This window comes from Actinomadura sp. NPDC048021 (assembly GCF_040653135.1).
Taxonomy (GTDB): Bacteria; Actinomycetota; Actinomycetes; order Streptosporangiales; family Streptosporangiaceae; genus Spirillospora; species Spirillospora verrucosospora.
In genome coordinates this window covers 589,965-606,547 of the sequence record NZ_JBEZJQ010000001.1, presented here as the reverse complement: position 1 = coordinate 606,547, position 16,583 = coordinate 589,965, and the positions used below count along the sequence as shown (strand labels likewise).

The window sequence follows — 16,583 nt, the reverse complement described above, 5'->3', positions numbered from 1 at the left end:
GTCTCCGTCCCCCCTCACTCTGCCCCATCGGTGCGACCCTGGTCACGCGGGGTGAATGGAATTCTGGCAAAGCGTGCCGTGGAGTCGGTCACAGCCCGGCTCCTCGTACGATGGAGCCATGACCTCCACCCAGCGCCGTGTCCTGCTCGCCAAGCCGCGTGGTTACTGCGCGGGCGTCGACCGGGCCGTGCAAGCGGTCGAGATCGCCCTGGAGAAGTACGGGGCCCCGATCTACGTCCGCAAGCAGATCGTCCACAACGTGCACGTCGTGAAGACGCTGGAGGAGCGTGGCGCGATCTTCGTGGACGAGACCGAGGAGGTCCCCGAGGGCTCCATCGTGGTGTTCTCCGCCCACGGCGTGGCGCCCGTCGTGCACGAGGAGGCCAGGGGCCTGTCCCTGCGCACCATCGACGCGACGTGCCCGCTGGTGACCAAGGTCCACAAGGAGGCCGTCCGGTTCGCCGCCGACGACTACGACATCCTGCTGATCGGCCACGAGGGCCACGAGGAGGTCATCGGCACCACCGGCGAGGCGCCCGACCACATCCACCTCGTCGACGGCCCCGACGACGTCGCCAACGTGACCGTCCGCGACCCCGAGAAGGTGGCGTGGCTGTCGCAGACCACGCTGTCGGTCGACGAGACCGTCGCCACCGTCGAGAAGCTCCGCGAGCGGTTCCCCAAGCTGATGGACCCCCCGTCCGACGACATCTGCTACGCCACCCAGAACCGGCAGGTCGCGGTGAAGGAGATGGCGGCGGAGGCGCAGCTCGTCATCGTGGTGGGGTCGACCAACTCCTCCAACTCCGTCCGCCTGGTCGAGGTCGCCAAGGAGCACGGCGCCGACGACGCCCACCTCGTCGACTACGCCGAGCAGATCGACCCGGCCTGGCTGGAGGGCGTCACCACGGTCGGCGTCACGAGCGGCGCGTCCGTCCCGGACGAGCTGGTCCAGGAGGTCCTCGCCTGGCTCGCCGAGCGCGGCTACGGCGAGGCCGAGGAGATCGAGTCCGTCGAGGAGAGGATGCGCTTCTCCCTGCCGAAGGAGCTCCGCAAGGACCTGCGCATCACGCCGGTCTAACCCGCGGCCCCGGAGGGCGGCCGGTCGCCGCGGGCGTGGCGGCCCTCCTTGGGCGTGCCGGGGGACTCGTCCCACCGGACGGGGTTCTCGTTCTCCTCCTTCTCGAAGAGGCGGACCCCGACCAGCTTGTCGTGCAGCTCCCGGGCGTTCGTCAGCACGCCGCGCGCCAGGCAGATCACGACCACGAGCAGCGTGCCGAAGAACAGCCACGGCGCGGTGGCCGCGAGCGCGGTGAAGACGCCCACCGTGACGCCGCGCAGCAGCGAGCCGTCGCCGAGCGTGGTGACGAGCACGACCGTGAGCGTGGCGGCGAGGAACACCAGCGGCGGGCTGACGACGAGCGTGAGCAGGTCGGCGGGACGGGTCGCGAACGCGGCGAGCGCGCAGCCGATCGCGAACCCCGCGCCGGCCAGCAGCGGCACGCCGAACCACCGCGACAGCAGCCCGCACAGCACCCCGGCGGCGAACATGACGACGATGCCGCCGCGCCCGGTGAGCGTGATCGGGCCGGCCGACTCCGAGCGCGGCGGGCCGCCGCGCCGGCGCCGCGACGGGCCCTCAGGGGAGGCCGAGGAGCCTCCCGGCGCGTCGCGTACCGTCGATGAACTCATCGCCACCTCTTCCCCGTGGGAGGCGGGCCTCCCACACGCCCCGGCCCGCTCCGCTCCCGGACGTCCCGCGGATCGCCCTGCTCGGGGACGCGCCCGCCGAGACCCGCCGCTCCCGCGGCGGGGCCGCGCCGGGAACGGTCCCTTTCTGGGAGATGGTCCTCGTCGTCGAGAAGTTCGTCGTCCGCGGTCAGTTCGGCCGCGGACAGAGCGCGGGGGCTCTCCTCGACAGGATGAGGGCTTTCCAGGCCCTCGTCCACCACCCCGAGCTCGTTCAGCTTGCGCGCGCTGACCAGAACGCGGGTCTCCAGGGACCCGACGGTCCGGTTGTAGGTCTTGACGGCGCCGGTCAGCGCCCGGCCGAGCTCGTCGACGTGCTGCCCCATCGTGCCCAGCCGCTCGTACAGCTCCTTGCCCAGCTCGAAGACCGCGCGGGCGTTGTGCGAGAGGGCGGCCTGCTGCCACGCGTAGGACGCCGTCCGCAGCATCGTGACGAGGGTCGTCGGCGTGGCGATGTGCACGCGCCGCCTCATCGCGTACTCCAGCAGGCCGGGGTCGCGGTCGAGGGCGGGCGCCAGGAAGGCCTCGCCCGGGATGAACAGCACGACGAACTCCGGCGCCGGGCTGAACGCCTGCCAGTACGACTTGGCCGACAGGCGGTCGACATGGTCGCGCAGGTGCCGCGCGTGCGCGTCGAGCCGCACCGGGTCGCCGCTCTCCGCCGCCTGGAGGTAGGCGGCCAGCGAGACCTTGGAGTCGACCACGATGCTCTTGCCGCCGGCCAGCCGCACCACCATGTCGGGACGGACCGTGCCGTCGGCGGTCACCGCGCCGGCCTGCTCGTCGAAGTCGCAGTGGTGCGCCATCCCGGCCAGCTCCACCACGCGGCGGAGCTGGAGCTCGCCCCAGCGGCCCCTGGCCTCGGGCCGCTGCAGCGCCCGCACGAGCGACTGCGTCTCCCGCCGGAGCTGGTCGGAGCTCTGCCGGACGAAGTCGACCTGCTTGGCCAGCATGGCGTGCGACTCGCGCCGGCCCGTCTCCACCTCGCGGAGCTGCTCCTCCACCTTGGCGAGCGTCTCCCTGAGCGGCGCCACCAGGTGCTCGACGGCCTGCTGCCGCCGCTGCAGGTCACCGGCCGCCTCGGCGCCCGCCGCCTTGAACCGCGCGTCCGCCAGCTCCAGGAACCGCTGGTTGCTGGCGTCCAGGGCCTTGGCCGACAGGTTCTCGAAGTGCTCGGCCATCCGCCCCTCGGCGTAGGCGAGCTTCTCCTCGGCCGCGCGCGCCCGCGCGATCAGCGCCCCCTGCCGGCTCGTCGCGAGCGCGTACCCGGCGACGGCGCCGAAGACGGCGCCGACGAGGAGTCCGGCGAACAGCGCGAGGTCCATCCGCTCATCGTGACAGCGCGCCCGCGATCGGCGACCGCGACGCGCCGGGAGCCCCCGCGTCACCGGACATTTGGCCCAGTGTTCACCGGGGGGAGGCCCCACGGAGGTTCCGGGCAGCCCGAGGGGTCCGCGAGCGCCCATAAACTTGACGGCCGTGAGCCTCTCCATCGGAATCGTCGGGCTGCCCAACGTCGGCAAGTCGACGCTCTTCAACGCGCTGACCAAGAACGACGCGCTGGCCGCCAACTACCCGTTCGCGACCATCGACCCCAACGTCGGCGTGGTCGGGGTGCCCGACCCGCGGCTGACCGTCCTCGCCGAGCTGTTCGGCTCGCAGAAGGTCATCCCGGCGACGATGGAGTTCGTCGACATCGCGGGCATCGTCAAGGGCGCCTCGGAAGGGCAGGGGCTCGGCAACAAGTTCCTCGCCAACATCCGGGAGACGAACGCGATCTGCCAGGTCATCCGGGCGTTCGAGGACCCGGACGTCACGCACGTGGACGGCGACGTCGCCCCGTCCCGCGACATCGAGACGATCAACACCGAGCTGATCCTGGCCGACCTCCAGACGATCGAGAAGGCGCTGCCGCGCCTCGACAAGGAGGCCCGGACCAAGAAGGACAAGGACAAGCTCGCCGTCGTCGACGCCGTCAACGCTGCGCAGAAGCTCCTGAACGACGGCGTCACGCTGTTCGCGGGGGCCGAGCAGGCCGGGATCGACCTGGAGCTTCTGCGCGAGCTGCACCTGCTCACCGCCAAGCCGTTCCTCTACGTCTTCAACCTGGACGAGAGCGAGCTGACCGACGAGGCCCTGCGCGAGCGCCTGCGCACCCTCGTCGCCCCCGCCGAGGCGATCTTCCTGGACGCCAAGATCGAGGCGGAGCTGATCGAGCTGCCCGACGACGAGGCGCTCGAACTGCTCCAGGGCATGGGGCAGGAGGAGTCCGGCCTGTCGCAGCTCGTCCGCATCGGGTTCGCCACCCTCGGCCTCCAGACCTACCTGACGGCGGGGCCCAAGGAGTCGCGCGCCTGGACGATCCCCAAGGGCGCCACCGCGCCGGAGGCCGCGGGCGTCATCCACACCGACTTCCAGCGCGGCTTCATCAAGGCCGAGATCGTCTCCTTCGACGACCTGACCGCCGCGGGCTCGATGGCCGCCGCGCGCACCGCCGGCAAGGTGCGCATGGAGGGCAAGGACTACGTCATGCAGGACGGCGACGTCGTGGAGTTCCGCTTCAACGTCTGACCGCGCCCGGCGGGGCCGCGACCGGTGTGATTTTGGCGACACGCGGTGCCGGTGCGGCGGACGTGCCGGATGAGCTGGCCGTTTTGGTGCAAGGTGTCGCATTTTCGACTTCATGTCGGTTATTTCGGCGGGAACGGATTGCGGGCGCCGTCGCCATCCCGTGACCAAGCGACGTCGAAAGCATCCCGCTTGTCCGCTGACGAGGCTTGCGCACCGTTCGGAGCCCCAGGTAGGAGAACGTCACCGTTTGGCAATCCTCCCCGTTCCTGCTGAGGTGGATTGCATTATCCGCAACCGCGTGCCGGGGCTGTGTTTCGCTGGGATGCGCTGGAACAATTGACGCCCGTGGTTACCCTGGGCCCGAGGTGGGTTCGGAAAAGCCACCGGACATGACCAGGCAACAGGACCGCGCCGACCGGGGGCGAGGCGCGAGCGGAGGCAGGATGGCTCGCAGGTCGGCCGTGGGACGCGGCCGTGACACCGCCGTAGTCGAGGAGACCGCGGCGCCCGGCCGGGCGCTCGCGGCGTCCGCCGACCCGTGGGACCTGCCCGAGCGCGGCCGCCGGGGGTCCGGCGGCGGCTCGCGCGGCGGCGGCCGCTGGGGCGGATCCGGCGGGCGCTGGTGGGTCTGGGTCGGCCGCGCCGTGCTGTGGGCCCTCATCCTCGTCATCCTCGTCAACGGCATCCGCGCCCCGTTCGAGCGCTTCACCGCCGACGACACGCCCAGCGCGGGCGGCACCGAGTCCAAGGCCCCGAAGGGCGCCGGGTTCCCCACCAGCGCCGCGGGCGCGTTCGCCCTCCAGTTCGCCAACGTTTACCTCAACTTCGACCAGAAGACCGCGCCCGCCCGCGAGGCGCAGCTGCGGACCTTCCTGCCCGACGGCGCCGACGCCCAGTACGGCTGGAACGGCGTCGGCAAGATGCAGGTGCAGTCCGTCCAGGTCGCCGGCGTCGACGCCCGCGACGCCAGCAACGCCACCGTGATCCTCCTCGCCCGGACCGCCGACCGCTGGCTCCGCCTCGCCGTCCCCGTGTACGCCGACCGGAGCGGCTCGCTGGTCGTCTCCGCCCGCCCCGCCCTGCTGCCCCCTCCGACCAAGGCGCAGCTTCCAGGGGACGGGGTCCAGGACCGCGACACCGCGCTCGAAACCGAACTCCAGCCCTTCCTCAGCACCTTCTTCACGGAGTACGCGAACGGCAACCAGGCGGCCCTGTCCCGGTTCTCCAACGGGACGACCATCGCCGGCCTGGCCAAGACCGTCGTCTTCGTCCAGGTCAAGGAGGTCGTCGCGCCGAAGGGCCCCGGGGGCTCGCGCACCGTCACCGCGACCGTGGTGTGGCAGCCCGCCGGCGGCGGCGGCGGTGAGCTCGAGCAGAGCTACCAGCTCGCCATGGTGAAGAAGGGAACGACCTGGCTCGTCCAGGACATTCGTGGCACCACGCAACCGGACGCATCATGAGAGGCCGCGAAGTGATCAACACGCCCCCCGAACCGTCCGCCGGCCTCGGGAAATCCCGGCGCGCCGAACGGCCGCGCGAGATTCCCGGCCCGCCGTTCCCCGTGATCGGCGTGCCGCTTCTCCTCCGGCTCACCCGCGACCTCACGCGGTCCGCGCGATCCATCTGCCCGGCGATCGGGATCGGAGTGGTCTTCCACGTACCGAACATCATCGAGACCACGGCCTAGGCGATCGCCGGGGCCTCAGGCGTGGACGCCTGACCTCGGGCGGAGGTCGGCAGGCGGCACGGTGCTCGCGCAGTTAGGGGAGTAGGGGCGTGGATCTACCCACGTACACGAACATCTGGCGCATCGAGAAGCGGCTCTACAAGCTGTACGACCTGCGGCTTCCGATGCCGCTGCCGCTGGTCCAGATCGGCGTCTTCCTCGGCGTGTTCGTGCCGTGGATCGTGCTGCTCCGGGTCGTCGGGATCCCCTTCGCGTCCCCCTGGCACGTGCTCTACATCGTCCCGCCGGGCGTGCTCACCTGGCTGGCGACCCGCCCCGTCATCGAGGGCAAGCGGCTCACCGAGCTGCTGCTCTCGCAGGGCCGCTACCTCGCCGAGCCCCGCACCTGGTGCCGCCTCACCCCCATCCAGGAGCCCCGCGAGGTCGTCATCGTGGCCCGCGTCTGGCGGCGCACCGGGAGCCCCGCCCCCGCCGCCGCGATGGAACGCGCCGCGATCAAGACCCGTCGCCGCGCCCGCAGGCGCGCGGCCGAGCCGGAACCCGCCGCGGCCCCCGCCACGACCCCCGTCCTGGTCCCGCGCCCCGCGGCCGCCGCCGCGCCCCCGTCCCTGGTCGACTACGCGGCCCAGCGCGAGCCCGTCCCCGCCACCCCGCTCCCCGCCGCCTCGGAGCCCGCCGTCCCCCCGCCCGCCGCGCCCGAGCCCCTCGTCCCGCCCAGGGCGTGGCGCCGCACCACCCGCGACATCTCGCACGAGGACGACGTCCTGCCCCTTCCCGCCGGCGCCGAGCAGCCCCCGGCGACGCCGCGGCTGGAGGTCCCTCCGCCGGCCTCGCCCCCCGGCTCCGGCAAGCGCGCCCTGGCCTCCGGCGTCCGCCGCCCGGGCGAGCAGGCCGAGTTCTGGCAGGCCGTCCCGGCCGGCGACACCCGGCCCGACGTCCCCCAGCAGTCCCGCCCCGACGTCCGCAGGGCCGCCGAGGAGATCGCGGGCGCCCCCGAGCCGCCCCGGCACGACGACGAGCAGCCCCCCGCGCCGCCGGGCGTCCAGTGGACGCGCCCCGCCGAACCGGGCGACGGCGTCACGCGGCAGCCCCCCGCCGAGCCCGAGCAGGCCCGCGACGCCGACGGCGAGCGCGTCCGCGTGAGGCAGACGTTCAACGGAGAGCCCGGCGACACGAAGGTCGCCGGCACGCGCACCCCGCACCCGGCGGCCCCCGCCGCGACCCGCCCCGACATCCCCACGGTCCCCGGCGCCTTCGGCGCCCAGCCCCCCCAGCACCGCGCCCCGGAGCCGGTGCGCCCCCCCACACCCACAGAACACCCCGCCGCCCCGGAACCCGCCGAAGCACAACCGCCCCAGCCCCCCGAGCGCCCCGCCGCGCAGGGGGAGCCTCCTACCGCGCTGCCCGAGCTACCCGCCGCACAAGGCGAACGTCCCCCCGCGCTGCCCGAGCGCCCTGCCACGGAGGGCGAGCGACCCACCGCCCTGCCAGAGCGTCCTGCCGCGCATGGGGAGCGTCCTCTCGCACTTCCCGAGCGTCCCGCCGCGCAAGGGGAGCGTCCCCCCGCGCTGCCGGAGCGCCCTGCCACGGCGGGCGAGCGCCCCCCCGCCGTGCCGGAGCGTCCCGCTGCGCAGGGCGAGCGTCCCCCAGAGTTGCCCGAGCTGCCCGCTGCGCGGGGCGAGCGTCCCCGCGCGTTGCCGGAGCGTCCCCCCGCGCAGCCGGAGCGTCCCACCGGCGTGCCGGAGCGTCCCGCTGCGCAGGGCGAGCGTCCTGCCGCGCAGCCGGAGCGGCCCGCCGCGCAGGGGGAGCGTCCCCCCGCACTTCCCGAGCGTCCTGCTGCGCAGGGGGAGGGGCCCCGTGCGTTGCCGGAGCGTCCTCCCGTACTGCCGGAGCAGGGGGGTGGGCAGGTGGTGCGGCCGCCGGTGGTGCCCGGGTGGACCGTGCAGCGGCCGCCCGCGCCGCCGGAGCGGGAGGCTCCGCGGCCCGAGATGCCCGCCGCGTCGGCGGAGCAGGCGAGCGCGCCGCCGGTGCGTCCCGCCACGCCCCCCGAGCAGCCGGGGGTCCTGCGGGAGCCGCCCAGGCCCTGGTCCAAGGGGCTGTCCAAGCCGCAGCGTCCGGACGTTCCCGTGCCGGTGGCGCCGCCCGCGCAGGACGTGCCGCCCGTGGAGCCGCCGCGTCCGGTGGAGCAGCGTCCGGTGGAGGAGGAGGCGCCGCCGCGGGAGGTGCGGTCGCAGCCCGCGTCGCCCGTCCGGCCACGGCCGCTGCCGCCGCCTCCGGCGCCCCCGCCGTCGGGTCCGGCGATCACGCCGCCCGGTCCCGAGCACGAGGTGACGTCCGGCGGGCTGCGCCGGCTCATCCACGCGGTCGGCGGCGGGCACGGCGAGGTCGACGCCGACTACCAGCAGCGGATCCAGCAGCCGTTCCACGGGACGCGGCACGTCGTCGTGCTCGGCTGCACCGGCGGCGCCGGGCAGACCGTCACGGCGCTGATGCTGGGGCACACGTTCGCGCAGCACAACGGCGAGCCGGTCGTGGCGATCGACGTGAACCCCGGGCCGGGCGCGCTCGCGCGGCGCACCCGCAGCGACACCAACGAGACGCTGACCGGCCTCATCACGCGCGCCGACCAGGTCTCCAGCCTCACCGCGATGCGCCGGTACACCTCGCAGGCCAAGTCCGGCCTCGACGTCATCGCGGCGGGCAAGAACCCGCTGCAGGCGCTCGACGACCGCGACTACGCGCTCGCCATCCGCACCCTCGACAAGTTCTACTCGGTGACGCTGCTGGACGCGGCCGCCGCCGTGGTGGCGCGCGTCCTGCCCTACGCCGACCAGATCGTCCTCGTCGCGCCGGCGAGCGCCGACGCGCCCCGCGCCGTCGCGATGACGTTCGAGTGGCTGGACGGCCACGGCTACGAGGAGTTGCGGTCCCGCGCGGTGACGGTCATCAACGGGGTGAGCCGCCGCAGCATGGACGACGTCGAGCAGGCCGAGGCCGTGGCCCGGGGCCGCTGCCGGGCGCTGGTGCGCATCCCATGGGATGATCACCTGAGTATGGACCGCGCGCCGCGCAACGAGCTGAAGTCGTTGCGCACGCCCACGCGGCGTGCCTATCTTGCCCTCGCCGGCGTCGTGGCCGGCGGCTTCACCGTCATGCCCGAGCGTTACCAGGAGCTTCAGCAGGAGCAGGAGGCCACCCGATGAGCGCCCCTCGCGGGCATCGAGCGGAGACCGAAGTGGACCGGGCATTGCTGGCGGACGCGCCTGACGTTCATGACCGTCCGGATGGCGAACACTCTCCCGGGCAGCCCTGTGCGGCTGCCCGGCGGTGGAGAGAATCGTTGATCGGAACCGGCGTCGGGAGGACGGCATGAGCAAGTCGAGCCGACTGGCCGTTCGGTACTTCGACGACCGCGTCCTGCTGACCGACAGCGCCGCGTGGGCGTACTTCCGGCTCCCCACGGTGTCCTACGAGTTCACGACCGGTGAGGAGCGCGAGGCGCTCGCCACCAACATCACCATCGCGCTGGCCGGCATCCGCATGCAGGACGCCGAGGTCCATCTGCGGATCGGGCACCGGACGTATCCGGCGGCGGAGTGGGCGCTGGCGCTGGACCGGACGTCCGACGGCGGCCCCGGGTGGCGGGAGTACCTGGAGGAGACCTACGCCCACGTGTGGGCCAAGGATTTCTGGACCAAGGAGGTCTACCTCGGGGTGCGGCTCGGCCAGCGCGGCATGGGCGCGCAGCTGTCGGGCGGCGTCCTGTCGCAGCTCCTCAGGGCCTACAAGCGCAGCGAGAGCGTCCTCGGCGTGCACGACGACGCGGTCGACAAGAAGGAGATCGCGCGCTGGACGGAGCAGGCCGACCGGATCGGCCGCGCGCTCGGCGGGTCCGCCCTCTACGCCAGGCACGCCACCTCCACCGAGGTCGCGTGGCTGTTCCAGCACGCGGTGACGGGGGCGCTGGCCGACCCGCCGCCGTCCGCCGTCCCGCGCCGGGCGTGGGGCAAGGGCGAGATCGAGTCGCTGGTGGAGGGCGCCATCCACAACGGGCGCTCGTACCTGCGGATCGAGCAGCCGAACTTCACCGGGGCGGGCGGCGGCGCCACGGCCGCGTCGTACGTCGCGTATCTGTCGTTCGCGCGGTTCCCCGACATGATGCCGTTCCCGGACGGCGAGCCCTGGCTCCACTACGCCGACGCGCTGCCGTTCCCCGTCGAGATCAGCGCGCGGATGAAGCTGATCCCGCCGGCGAAGGCGTCCAAGGACGTCTCGCGCAAGCTCGCGCACGCCCGCGACATGGACCAGCACATCCGGGAGGCGGGCGCGGAGGCGCCGATCGCGCTCGCGGAGCAGATCGACGCCGCCCGGATGCTGGAGCACGGCATCACCAAGGAGCGGCTGCCGTTCGTGTACGGGTGGCACCGGCTGATCGTGTCGGCGCCGACCGAGGAGCTGCTCGCGCAGCGCGTGGACGCCGTCGTCGAGCACTACCGCGACATCGGCATCGACGTCGTCAACTCGACCGGCGACCAGTTCTCCCTGTTCCTGGAGTCGCTGCCCGGCGACCAGATCCGGCTGAACGCCTACGCGCAGCGCCAGCCGCTGCGCACCATCGCGGGCGGCATGCCGGTCGCGACCGTCGACCTCGGCGACCGCACCGACGACGAGGGCGGGGGCTGGGTCGGCCCCTACATCGGCGAGACGCTCGGCCGGGCCCGCGCCATCGTGCACTTCGACCCGCTCGTCGCCGCGGCGCGCAACCGGCCGACGGCCGTGGCGATCACCGGGGAGCCCGGCGGCGGCAAGACCACGCTCGCGCTGCTGCTGATCTACCAGATGGCGCTGCGCGGCGTCACGATCGCCGCGATCGACCCGAAGGGCGACGCCGAGTCGCTCGTGGAACTGCTCAAGGCGCGGGGCAGGAGGGCGCGCATCCTGCCGCTCGGCTCGGCGGCGCCGGGCCTGCTCGACCCGTTCTCCTTCGGCGACGACCTCGCCACCAAGAAGATGATGGCGACCGAGACGCTGCGGCTGCTGCTGCCGCGGATGTCGGAGGAGCGCGAGTCCGCGATGATCCAGGCGGTCGGCGCGGTCGCCAACGCCGAGCGGCCCTCGCTCGGCCGGGTCGTCGACTACCTGGAAGGCGCCGACGACCCGGCGTCCAAGAACCTCGGCGCGGTGCTGCGGTCGATGTCGGAGATGCGGCTCGCGCGGCTGTGCTTCGACCCGTCCGGCGGCGAGCGCATCGACAGCGCCGGCTGGACGACCGTGTTCACGCTCGGCGGGCTCACCCTGCCGGACGTCACGATCCCGCGGGAGGACTACTCCTACGAGCAGCGGCTGTCGGTCGCGCTGATGTACCTGGTGTCGCAGTTCGCGCGGCGGCTGATGCACGGCCTCGAACGGCGGCTCCCGAAGGCCATCTTCCTGGACGAGGCGTGGGCGATCACCTCGACGCCGGAGGGCGCCAAGCTGGTGCCCGAGGTGTCGCGGATGGGACGCTCGCGCAACACCGCGCTGATCCTGGTCTCCCAGAACGCGGGAGACCTGCTGAACGAACAGGTGACGAACTGCCTGTCCTCGGTGTTCTCGTTCCGCTCCACCGAGCGGGTCGAGGTCGGCAACGTCATGTCCCTACTCGGGGTCGAGGCGTCCGACGAGCACAAGGCCGTGCTGCGCAACCTCGGCAACGGCGAATGCATCTTCCGTGACCTCGACGGCCGAGCGGGGCGCATCGGCGTCGACCTGATCTCCGAGGAACTGCAGCGTTGGCTGGACACCAACCCGACCCGGTCCCGTCCGGGCACGTCCGAACTCACCGCCGCGGGGGCCGAGGTCGAGGAGGTCTCCCGATGATGGGGTCCCGCGAGGGGGCGGCGCGCCTGCAGCGCTCGCCCGGCGAAGGGCTCGACCGCAAGGCCCTGCGGCGCCCGCGGCGTCCCCGGCGCCGCCGCGCGCCGCGCACGCGCCGCTCGGTGCTGCTGCTGGTCGTCATGGCGCTGTTCATGCTGGGGCCGCTGTCGCCGGCGTCCGCGTCGGTCCCGCAGCTGCCGAACCCGCTGAACGACGCGTGCAGCCCGGCCGACCATCCCGCGCCCGAGCAGTACGGATCCGGGACGGACGGCATGATCAAGCCGCCCGACTACCCGGACGAGAAGCTGAAGAGGACGCCGGTCGAGAAGCTCACGTACTACGACCGGTACGGCACCGCCGGGCAGACCTGGTACGCGGTCGACATGGGCTGCTCGGACGCGATGTCCATGATGGGCAACGCGATCGCGAACACCGTGTTCACCCTCGTCCGGACGATCGACCGGACGACGATCAGCGTCTACCAGGCGGCCGCGTCGGAGTCGCTGCTGAGCTGGCTGAAGGACACCGTCGACGGGGTCATCACCAACGTCGGCAAGACGTTCAACGCCCGCTACTGGTCGTGGGTGATCATCCTCGGCGCGATCTGGCTGGCCTGGTGGGGCCTGGTCCGCAGGCGGGCGAGCAAGGTCAGCGAGGGCGTGATCTGGATGGTCGCCGCGATGGTGGCGCTCACCTGGCTGATCACGCGGCCCTCGGACTTCACCACGCTCGGGACGAAGGTGTCGGAGGCGACCAGCGCCGCGTTCAGCGCGGCGCTGCCACCGAGCGATACCAAGGGCGGGACGTGCGTTCCCGTCCCCGAGGGCAAGCCCGACCCGGCGACGTCGAAGGACATCGACGCGACGTCCCGCAACGCCAACGCGCTGTGGGTGGCGCTGGTCTGCAAGCCGTGGCTCCAGGGCGAGTTCGGCACCAGCGACCCCAACGCGAAGATCATCAAGCAGAACGCCGACAAGCTGCTCTGGTCGCAGGCGGTCGACCTCCCGGAGACGTACGGCACGAACAAGGTCGACCTGGGGAAGAAGTCCGACGCCTACAAGGACGTCACGAAGGACATCCACGACAACCATCCCCAGAACTACGCGCTCTTCCAGGGCAAGGACTGGCAGAACCGCCTGGGGGTGTCGCTCATCGCGCTGTTCGCGGCGCTGGTCGCGGGCCTGCTCATCCTGGTCATCGCGCTCGCGCTGATCGTCGTCAAGATCGCGTTCCTGCTGCTCCTCGTGGCGGGGCCGATCTTCCTCGGGATCGGCATCCATCCGGGCGTCGGACGCGTCGTCGCCATCCGCTGGCTCGAACTGCTGCTGTCCATGCTGCTGAAGCAGGCCGCGCTCATCGGCGTGCTCTCGCTGCTGCTGTGGGCCTACAGCCTGATCCTCGGCGAGACGCTGCCGTGGGGCCTGCAGGTGGTGCTGATCGCGCTGGTGACGTTCGCGGCGTTCGTGTACCGCAAGCCGTTCCAGCACCTGTTCTCCGCCGTCGGCTACTCGGCGGTCGGGGCACGGGGCAAGGGCGAGGCGGAACTCGACAAGTCGGTCGCGGCGGCCCGCAAGAGCACCGAGGCGATGCCGCCGGTGGCCGCCTACCAGATGTTCCGCAAGGCCAAGAACGACCCGGCGATGGCGGCCGCCCTCGCCGGCGGCGTGACGGGCGGCGTCGTGGCGGGCACGGTGGCCGCGGCCGACCGGTCGTCGCCCGGCGCGGGCACGGAGCAGTCGCCCGAGGACGCGCCGGTGCTCGCGGCCAAGCCGCGCGGCGCGGGCGCCGCGGCGGCGCAGGGGCGGTCCAGGCGCGGCGCTCCTCCGCTGAACCTGCCGACCAGGGCGGGCGCGCTCGGCGACCGCCGCACGGACGGCGCCAGGGCCGCCGCCGTCAGGCCCGGCGGCGTCACCGTCGCGAAGGGCGACGGTGAGGACGCCGGAAGCGGGGGCGGGAGCGGCAAGGGCACTGTCCGCCCGACGTCCTGGACGGGCCGCGGCGGCACCGGCGGCGGCGTCTCCGGTGGCGGCGGTTCGGGCGGCAGCGGCGGTTCGGGCGGCGGCTCCGGCGGCTCCGGCGGTGGCGGTGGTTCCGGTGGTTCCGGTGGCGGTTCGGGTGGTTCCGGCGGTGGCGGCGGCTGGTTCGGCGGCGGCGGTGGACGCTCGTCCGGCTCCGCCGCTCGCGGTCGCGGGCGCTCGGGCGGCGGCTCGGGTGGTTCCGGTGGTTCCGGCGGTGGTTCCGGCGGTGGCGGCGGCTGGTTCGGCGGCGGCAACGGCGGTTCGGGCGGCGGGTCCGGGAACGTCCCCCGGCAGCGCGGCCGAGGCGGCGGTGGGGGCGCGAAGCCCTCGCGTCCCGAGCCGGGCGGGCGGCAGGAGCCCCCGCCGCTGTGGGGCAGGGGCGGCTCCAACGCCAGCCCGCCGATCCCGTTCTGGCTGCGTCCGGTCGACCGCCGGTCGGGTGAGTCGGACCGGGACGAGTGATGAACCTGAACGACCGGCGGCGCAAGCTGCTGTTCGCGGGGCTCGTCGTCCTGCTCACGGCGGTCGGCGTCTACCTGACGGTGGCCTCCCCCTCGGGCGGGTCCGGCGACGAGCCGGAGGCCCGCCCGAGCGCGGCGGTGTCGCAGGGGCCGCAGGCCCCCGCGTCCCCGCCGCCGGGGATCCAGAGCACCGTCGACCCGAACGACTTCGACGTCTACCGGCTGCTGCCGTTCTCCCGGCAGGAGTTCGCCACGGCGGCCGACCTGGCGCAGCGGTTCGTCGCGGCCTACGGGACGTACCGCTACGACGAGGCCCCCCAGACCTACATGGCGCGCTTCGCCGGCCTGGCCACCTCCGATCTCGGGCAGCGGCTCGGCCAGGGCGTGGCGACGCCCGGGATGGTGGAGGAGCGCAGGCGCGAGCGGCTCGTCGCGCAGGGCACGGCGTCCCTCGACCAGGTCCGCGACATCGAGAACAACTCGATCATCTTTCTGGTGACCGGCCGGCAGCAGGTCACCAAGAACGGGCGGACCGGCAGCGACAGCAAGCAGTACGCGGTGACCGTGACGAGGGACGGCGGTTCGCTGAGGGTCTACTCGTTCGAGCCCGCCGACGCGGGACAGGCGGGTGACACGGGATGAGTCCGCGGAGGTTGCTGCTCGTCGGCGCTCTGGGCGTCGCCGCGGTGATGTTCGTGGCGCTGGTGTTCGTCCCGATCCTGTTCGGCGCGAGCCAGTTCCTGTTCGGCGGCGGGATCGGCGGTGGCGGCGGCTGCGTGAACGTCGCCGGCGCCGGCGCGCAGCCCGCGGCGGCCGCCGACGCGAAGTCCGTCCCGGTCGACTACCTGAAGCTGTACCAGGAGGCGGGCAGGAAGTACGGCATCCCCTGGAACGTCCTGGCGGGCGTCGGCAAGGTCGAGACCGACCACGGCAGGTCGACGATGCCGGGCGTCTCCAGCGGGGAGAACTACGCGGGCGCGGGCGGTCCGATGCAGTTCCTGGACGCGACGTTCAAGGCGTTCGCGGTGGACGGCGACAAGGACGGCAAGAAGGACCGCTACGACCCGGCGGACGCCATCCCGACGGCCGCCGCCTACCTCAAGCACAACGGCGCCCCGGAGCGGATGCGCACCGCGATCTTCCAGTACAACCACTCGTGGGACTACGTGGACCTCGTCCTGGACTGGGCGAAGCGCTACGTCGGCGGCGACTTCAAGCCCGTCCAGGCGAACGGGATCAACTGCGAGGACAACGAGCTGCCCGCCAATGTCGGCGCCCTCGTCAAGACGATCATCGCGTTCGCGATGGCGCAGCGCGGCAAGCCCTACGTGTTCGGGGCGAACGGCCCGGACGCCTACGACTGCTCCAGCCTGATCCAGGCCGCCTACCGCCAGGTCGGGCTGAACCTCCCGCGCACGACGTTCGAGCAGTGGCCGTTCGGGGTGAAGATCGCCAAGGGCAAGGAGCAGCCCGGCGACCTGGTGTTCTTCAACTCCGGTCCCGGGACGTCGCCCGACAATCCCGGTCACGTCGGGATGGTGATCGGCGGCGGCAAGATGATCGTGGCGAGCTGCTCGGCGTGCGTGCCCGCGATCGGCGTGAAGACCTACAAGAAGCCGAACTGGGTCGGGGTGACGCGCCCGCTCGCGCGGCCGGACTTCAAGAAGAAGGTGGCCGAGCTGGCCGCGCGCCGGTAGCGGCCCGGCGGGGTCAGCGCAACCGGCGCCGGCCCACGACGAGCACGATCTCGCGCAGCGCGTCGGCGGCGGCCCGCACGTCCTCCGGCGGCACCCGGGCCAGCACCTCCTCGTGCGCCACCCCCGACGCGACCAGGGCCTGCTCGGTGACGCGCAGCCCGTCCGCGGTCAGCTGGACGAAGCGGCTGCGCGCGTCGCCCGCGTTGGCCTCGCGCTCCACGTAGCCGGCCTTCTGGAGCCGCTGCAGGACGTTGCTGGTCCCGCCCGAGGTGAGGAACGCCGACCGCGTGAGCTCGCTCGGCCTCAGCCGGTACGGCTCGCCCTCGCGGCGCAGCACGGTCAGCACTTCGAACTCGGCGTAGGTGAGGCCGAGTTCGGCCAGCGGGCCCCGGAGCGCCTGCTGTACCAGCGTGGCGACGCGCCCCGCGCGCTTGCTCAGTTCCAGCATCGCGACGAACGGCTCGGTCAGGCCGTCCCGCCGCCACGCGTCGGCCAGGTCATCGATGTCGTCCCGCACGCACCGAGCGTACTCGCTCGACTGATT

General features: G+C 73.1%; 12 protein-coding genes. 9 read left to right on the top strand and 3 right to left on the bottom strand.

Annotation, left to right across the window (positions count from 1 at the left end; translation table 11 throughout):
• Positions 1 to 118 precede the first annotated feature (118 nt).
• Positions 119 to 1,081 (top strand): 4-hydroxy-3-methylbut-2-enyl diphosphate reductase, encoded by a 963-nt coding sequence (locus tag AB0C87_RS02845; RefSeq protein ID WP_345177003.1) that lies wholly within the window; start codon positions 119 to 121, stop codon positions 1,079 to 1,081.
• Here the strand turns inward: AB0C87_RS02845 and AB0C87_RS02840 are convergent.
• On the bottom strand, positions 1,078 to 1,692 hold the full coding sequence (locus AB0C87_RS02840; protein ID WP_345177005.1) for a DUF6542 domain-containing protein: 615 nt from the start codon (positions 1,690 to 1,692) through the stop codon (positions 1,078 to 1,080). The two genes, AB0C87_RS02845 and AB0C87_RS02840, sit on opposite strands and share 4 nt — an antisense overlap.
• Complete coding sequence (locus AB0C87_RS02835) at positions 1,689 to 3,074, bottom strand: DNA recombination protein RmuC (protein ID WP_360576210.1); 1,386 nt, start codon at positions 3,072 to 3,074, stop codon at positions 1,689 to 1,691. Before AB0C87_RS02835 ends, AB0C87_RS02840 begins: the two co-directional genes overlap by 4 nt.
• A gap of 154 nt (positions 3,075 to 3,228) precedes the next feature.
• Between AB0C87_RS02835 and ychF the strand changes: the two genes are divergently transcribed.
• From ychF to AB0C87_RS02795, 8 genes are all read left to right on the top strand, one after another.
• Positions 3,229 to 4,320 carry a redox-regulated ATPase YchF gene (gene ychF, locus AB0C87_RS02830; RefSeq protein ID WP_345177010.1) on the top strand — a complete coding sequence of 364 codons (1,092 nt, stop codon included), beginning with the start codon at positions 3,229 to 3,231 and terminating at the stop codon, positions 4,318 to 4,320.
• 443 nt (positions 4,321 to 4,763) lie between these two features.
• Positions 4,764 to 5,780: a conjugal transfer protein gene (locus tag AB0C87_RS02825; protein WP_353834481.1), complete on the top strand. Its 1,017-nt coding sequence runs from the start codon at positions 4,764 to 4,766 to the stop codon at positions 5,778 to 5,780.
• Positions 5,777 to 6,007 carry a hypothetical protein gene (locus AB0C87_RS02820; protein ID WP_345177014.1) on the top strand — a complete coding sequence of 77 codons (231 nt, stop codon included), beginning with the start codon at positions 5,777 to 5,779 and terminating at the stop codon, positions 6,005 to 6,007. The genes AB0C87_RS02825 and AB0C87_RS02820 overlap by 4 nt, the downstream gene beginning before the upstream one ends.
• 89 nt (positions 6,008 to 6,096) lie before the next feature.
• Entirely contained in the window at positions 6,097 to 9,210 is a 3,114-nt protein-coding gene (locus AB0C87_RS02815) for a TcpE family conjugal transfer membrane protein (protein WP_360576207.1), read from the top strand.
• Positions 9,211 to 9,376: 166 nt separating this feature from the next.
• Positions 9,377 to 11,866 carry an ATP-binding protein gene (locus AB0C87_RS02810; protein ID WP_345177018.1) on the top strand — a complete coding sequence of 830 codons (2,490 nt, stop codon included), beginning with the start codon at positions 9,377 to 9,379 and terminating at the stop codon, positions 11,864 to 11,866.
• Positions 11,863 to 14,343, top strand: coding sequence for a type IV secretion system protein (locus AB0C87_RS02805; protein ID WP_360576205.1), 2,481 nt, complete (start codon positions 11,863 to 11,865; stop codon positions 14,341 to 14,343). The genes AB0C87_RS02810 and AB0C87_RS02805 overlap by 4 nt, the downstream gene beginning before the upstream one ends.
• Positions 14,343 to 14,984 (top strand): hypothetical protein, encoded by a 642-nt coding sequence (locus tag AB0C87_RS02800; protein ID WP_345177022.1) that lies wholly within the window; start codon positions 14,343 to 14,345, stop codon positions 14,982 to 14,984. The genes AB0C87_RS02805 and AB0C87_RS02800 overlap by 1 nt, the downstream gene beginning before the upstream one ends.
• Positions 14,981 to 16,039, top strand: a complete 1,059-nt coding sequence (locus AB0C87_RS02795; RefSeq protein WP_345177025.1) for a bifunctional lytic transglycosylase/C40 family peptidase — start codon at positions 14,981 to 14,983, stop codon at positions 16,037 to 16,039. The genes AB0C87_RS02800 and AB0C87_RS02795 overlap by 4 nt, the downstream gene beginning before the upstream one ends.
• A gap of 13 nt (positions 16,040 to 16,052) precedes the next feature.
• Here the strand turns inward: AB0C87_RS02795 and AB0C87_RS02790 are convergent, their stop codons facing one another.
• Positions 16,053 to 16,556, bottom strand: coding sequence for a MarR family transcriptional regulator (locus AB0C87_RS02790; protein WP_345177027.1), 504 nt, complete (start codon positions 16,554 to 16,556; stop codon positions 16,053 to 16,055).
• Positions 16,557 to 16,583 lie beyond the last annotated feature (27 nt).

What these genes read in the sequence shown, in the direction of transcription:
- AB0C87_RS02845 (WP_345177003.1), top strand. Translation starts at nt 119, where the DNA reads ATGACCTCCACCCAGCGCCGTGTCCTGCTCGCCAAGCCGCGTGGTTAC.
- AB0C87_RS02840 (WP_345177005.1), bottom strand. Translation starts at nt 1,692, where the DNA reads ATGAGTTCATCGACGGTACGCGACGCGCCGGGAGGCTCCTCGGCCTCC.
- AB0C87_RS02835 (WP_360576210.1), bottom strand. Translation starts at nt 3,074, where the DNA reads ATGGACCTCGCGCTGTTCGCCGGACTCCTCGTCGGCGCCGTCTTCGGC.
- AB0C87_RS02825 (WP_353834481.1), top strand. Translation starts at nt 4,764, where the DNA reads ATGGCTCGCAGGTCGGCCGTGGGACGCGGCCGTGACACCGCCGTAGTC.
- AB0C87_RS02820 (WP_345177014.1), top strand. Translation starts at nt 5,777, where the DNA reads ATGAGAGGCCGCGAAGTGATCAACACGCCCCCCGAACCGTCCGCCGGC.
- AB0C87_RS02810 (WP_345177018.1), top strand. Translation starts at nt 9,377, where the DNA reads ATGAGCAAGTCGAGCCGACTGGCCGTTCGGTACTTCGACGACCGCGTC.
- AB0C87_RS02805 (WP_360576205.1), top strand. Translation starts at nt 11,863, where the DNA reads ATGATGGGGTCCCGCGAGGGGGCGGCGCGCCTGCAGCGCTCGCCCGGC.
- AB0C87_RS02800 (WP_345177022.1), top strand. Translation starts at nt 14,343, where the DNA reads ATGAACCTGAACGACCGGCGGCGCAAGCTGCTGTTCGCGGGGCTCGTC.
- AB0C87_RS02795 (WP_345177025.1), top strand. Translation starts at nt 14,981, where the DNA reads ATGAGTCCGCGGAGGTTGCTGCTCGTCGGCGCTCTGGGCGTCGCCGCG.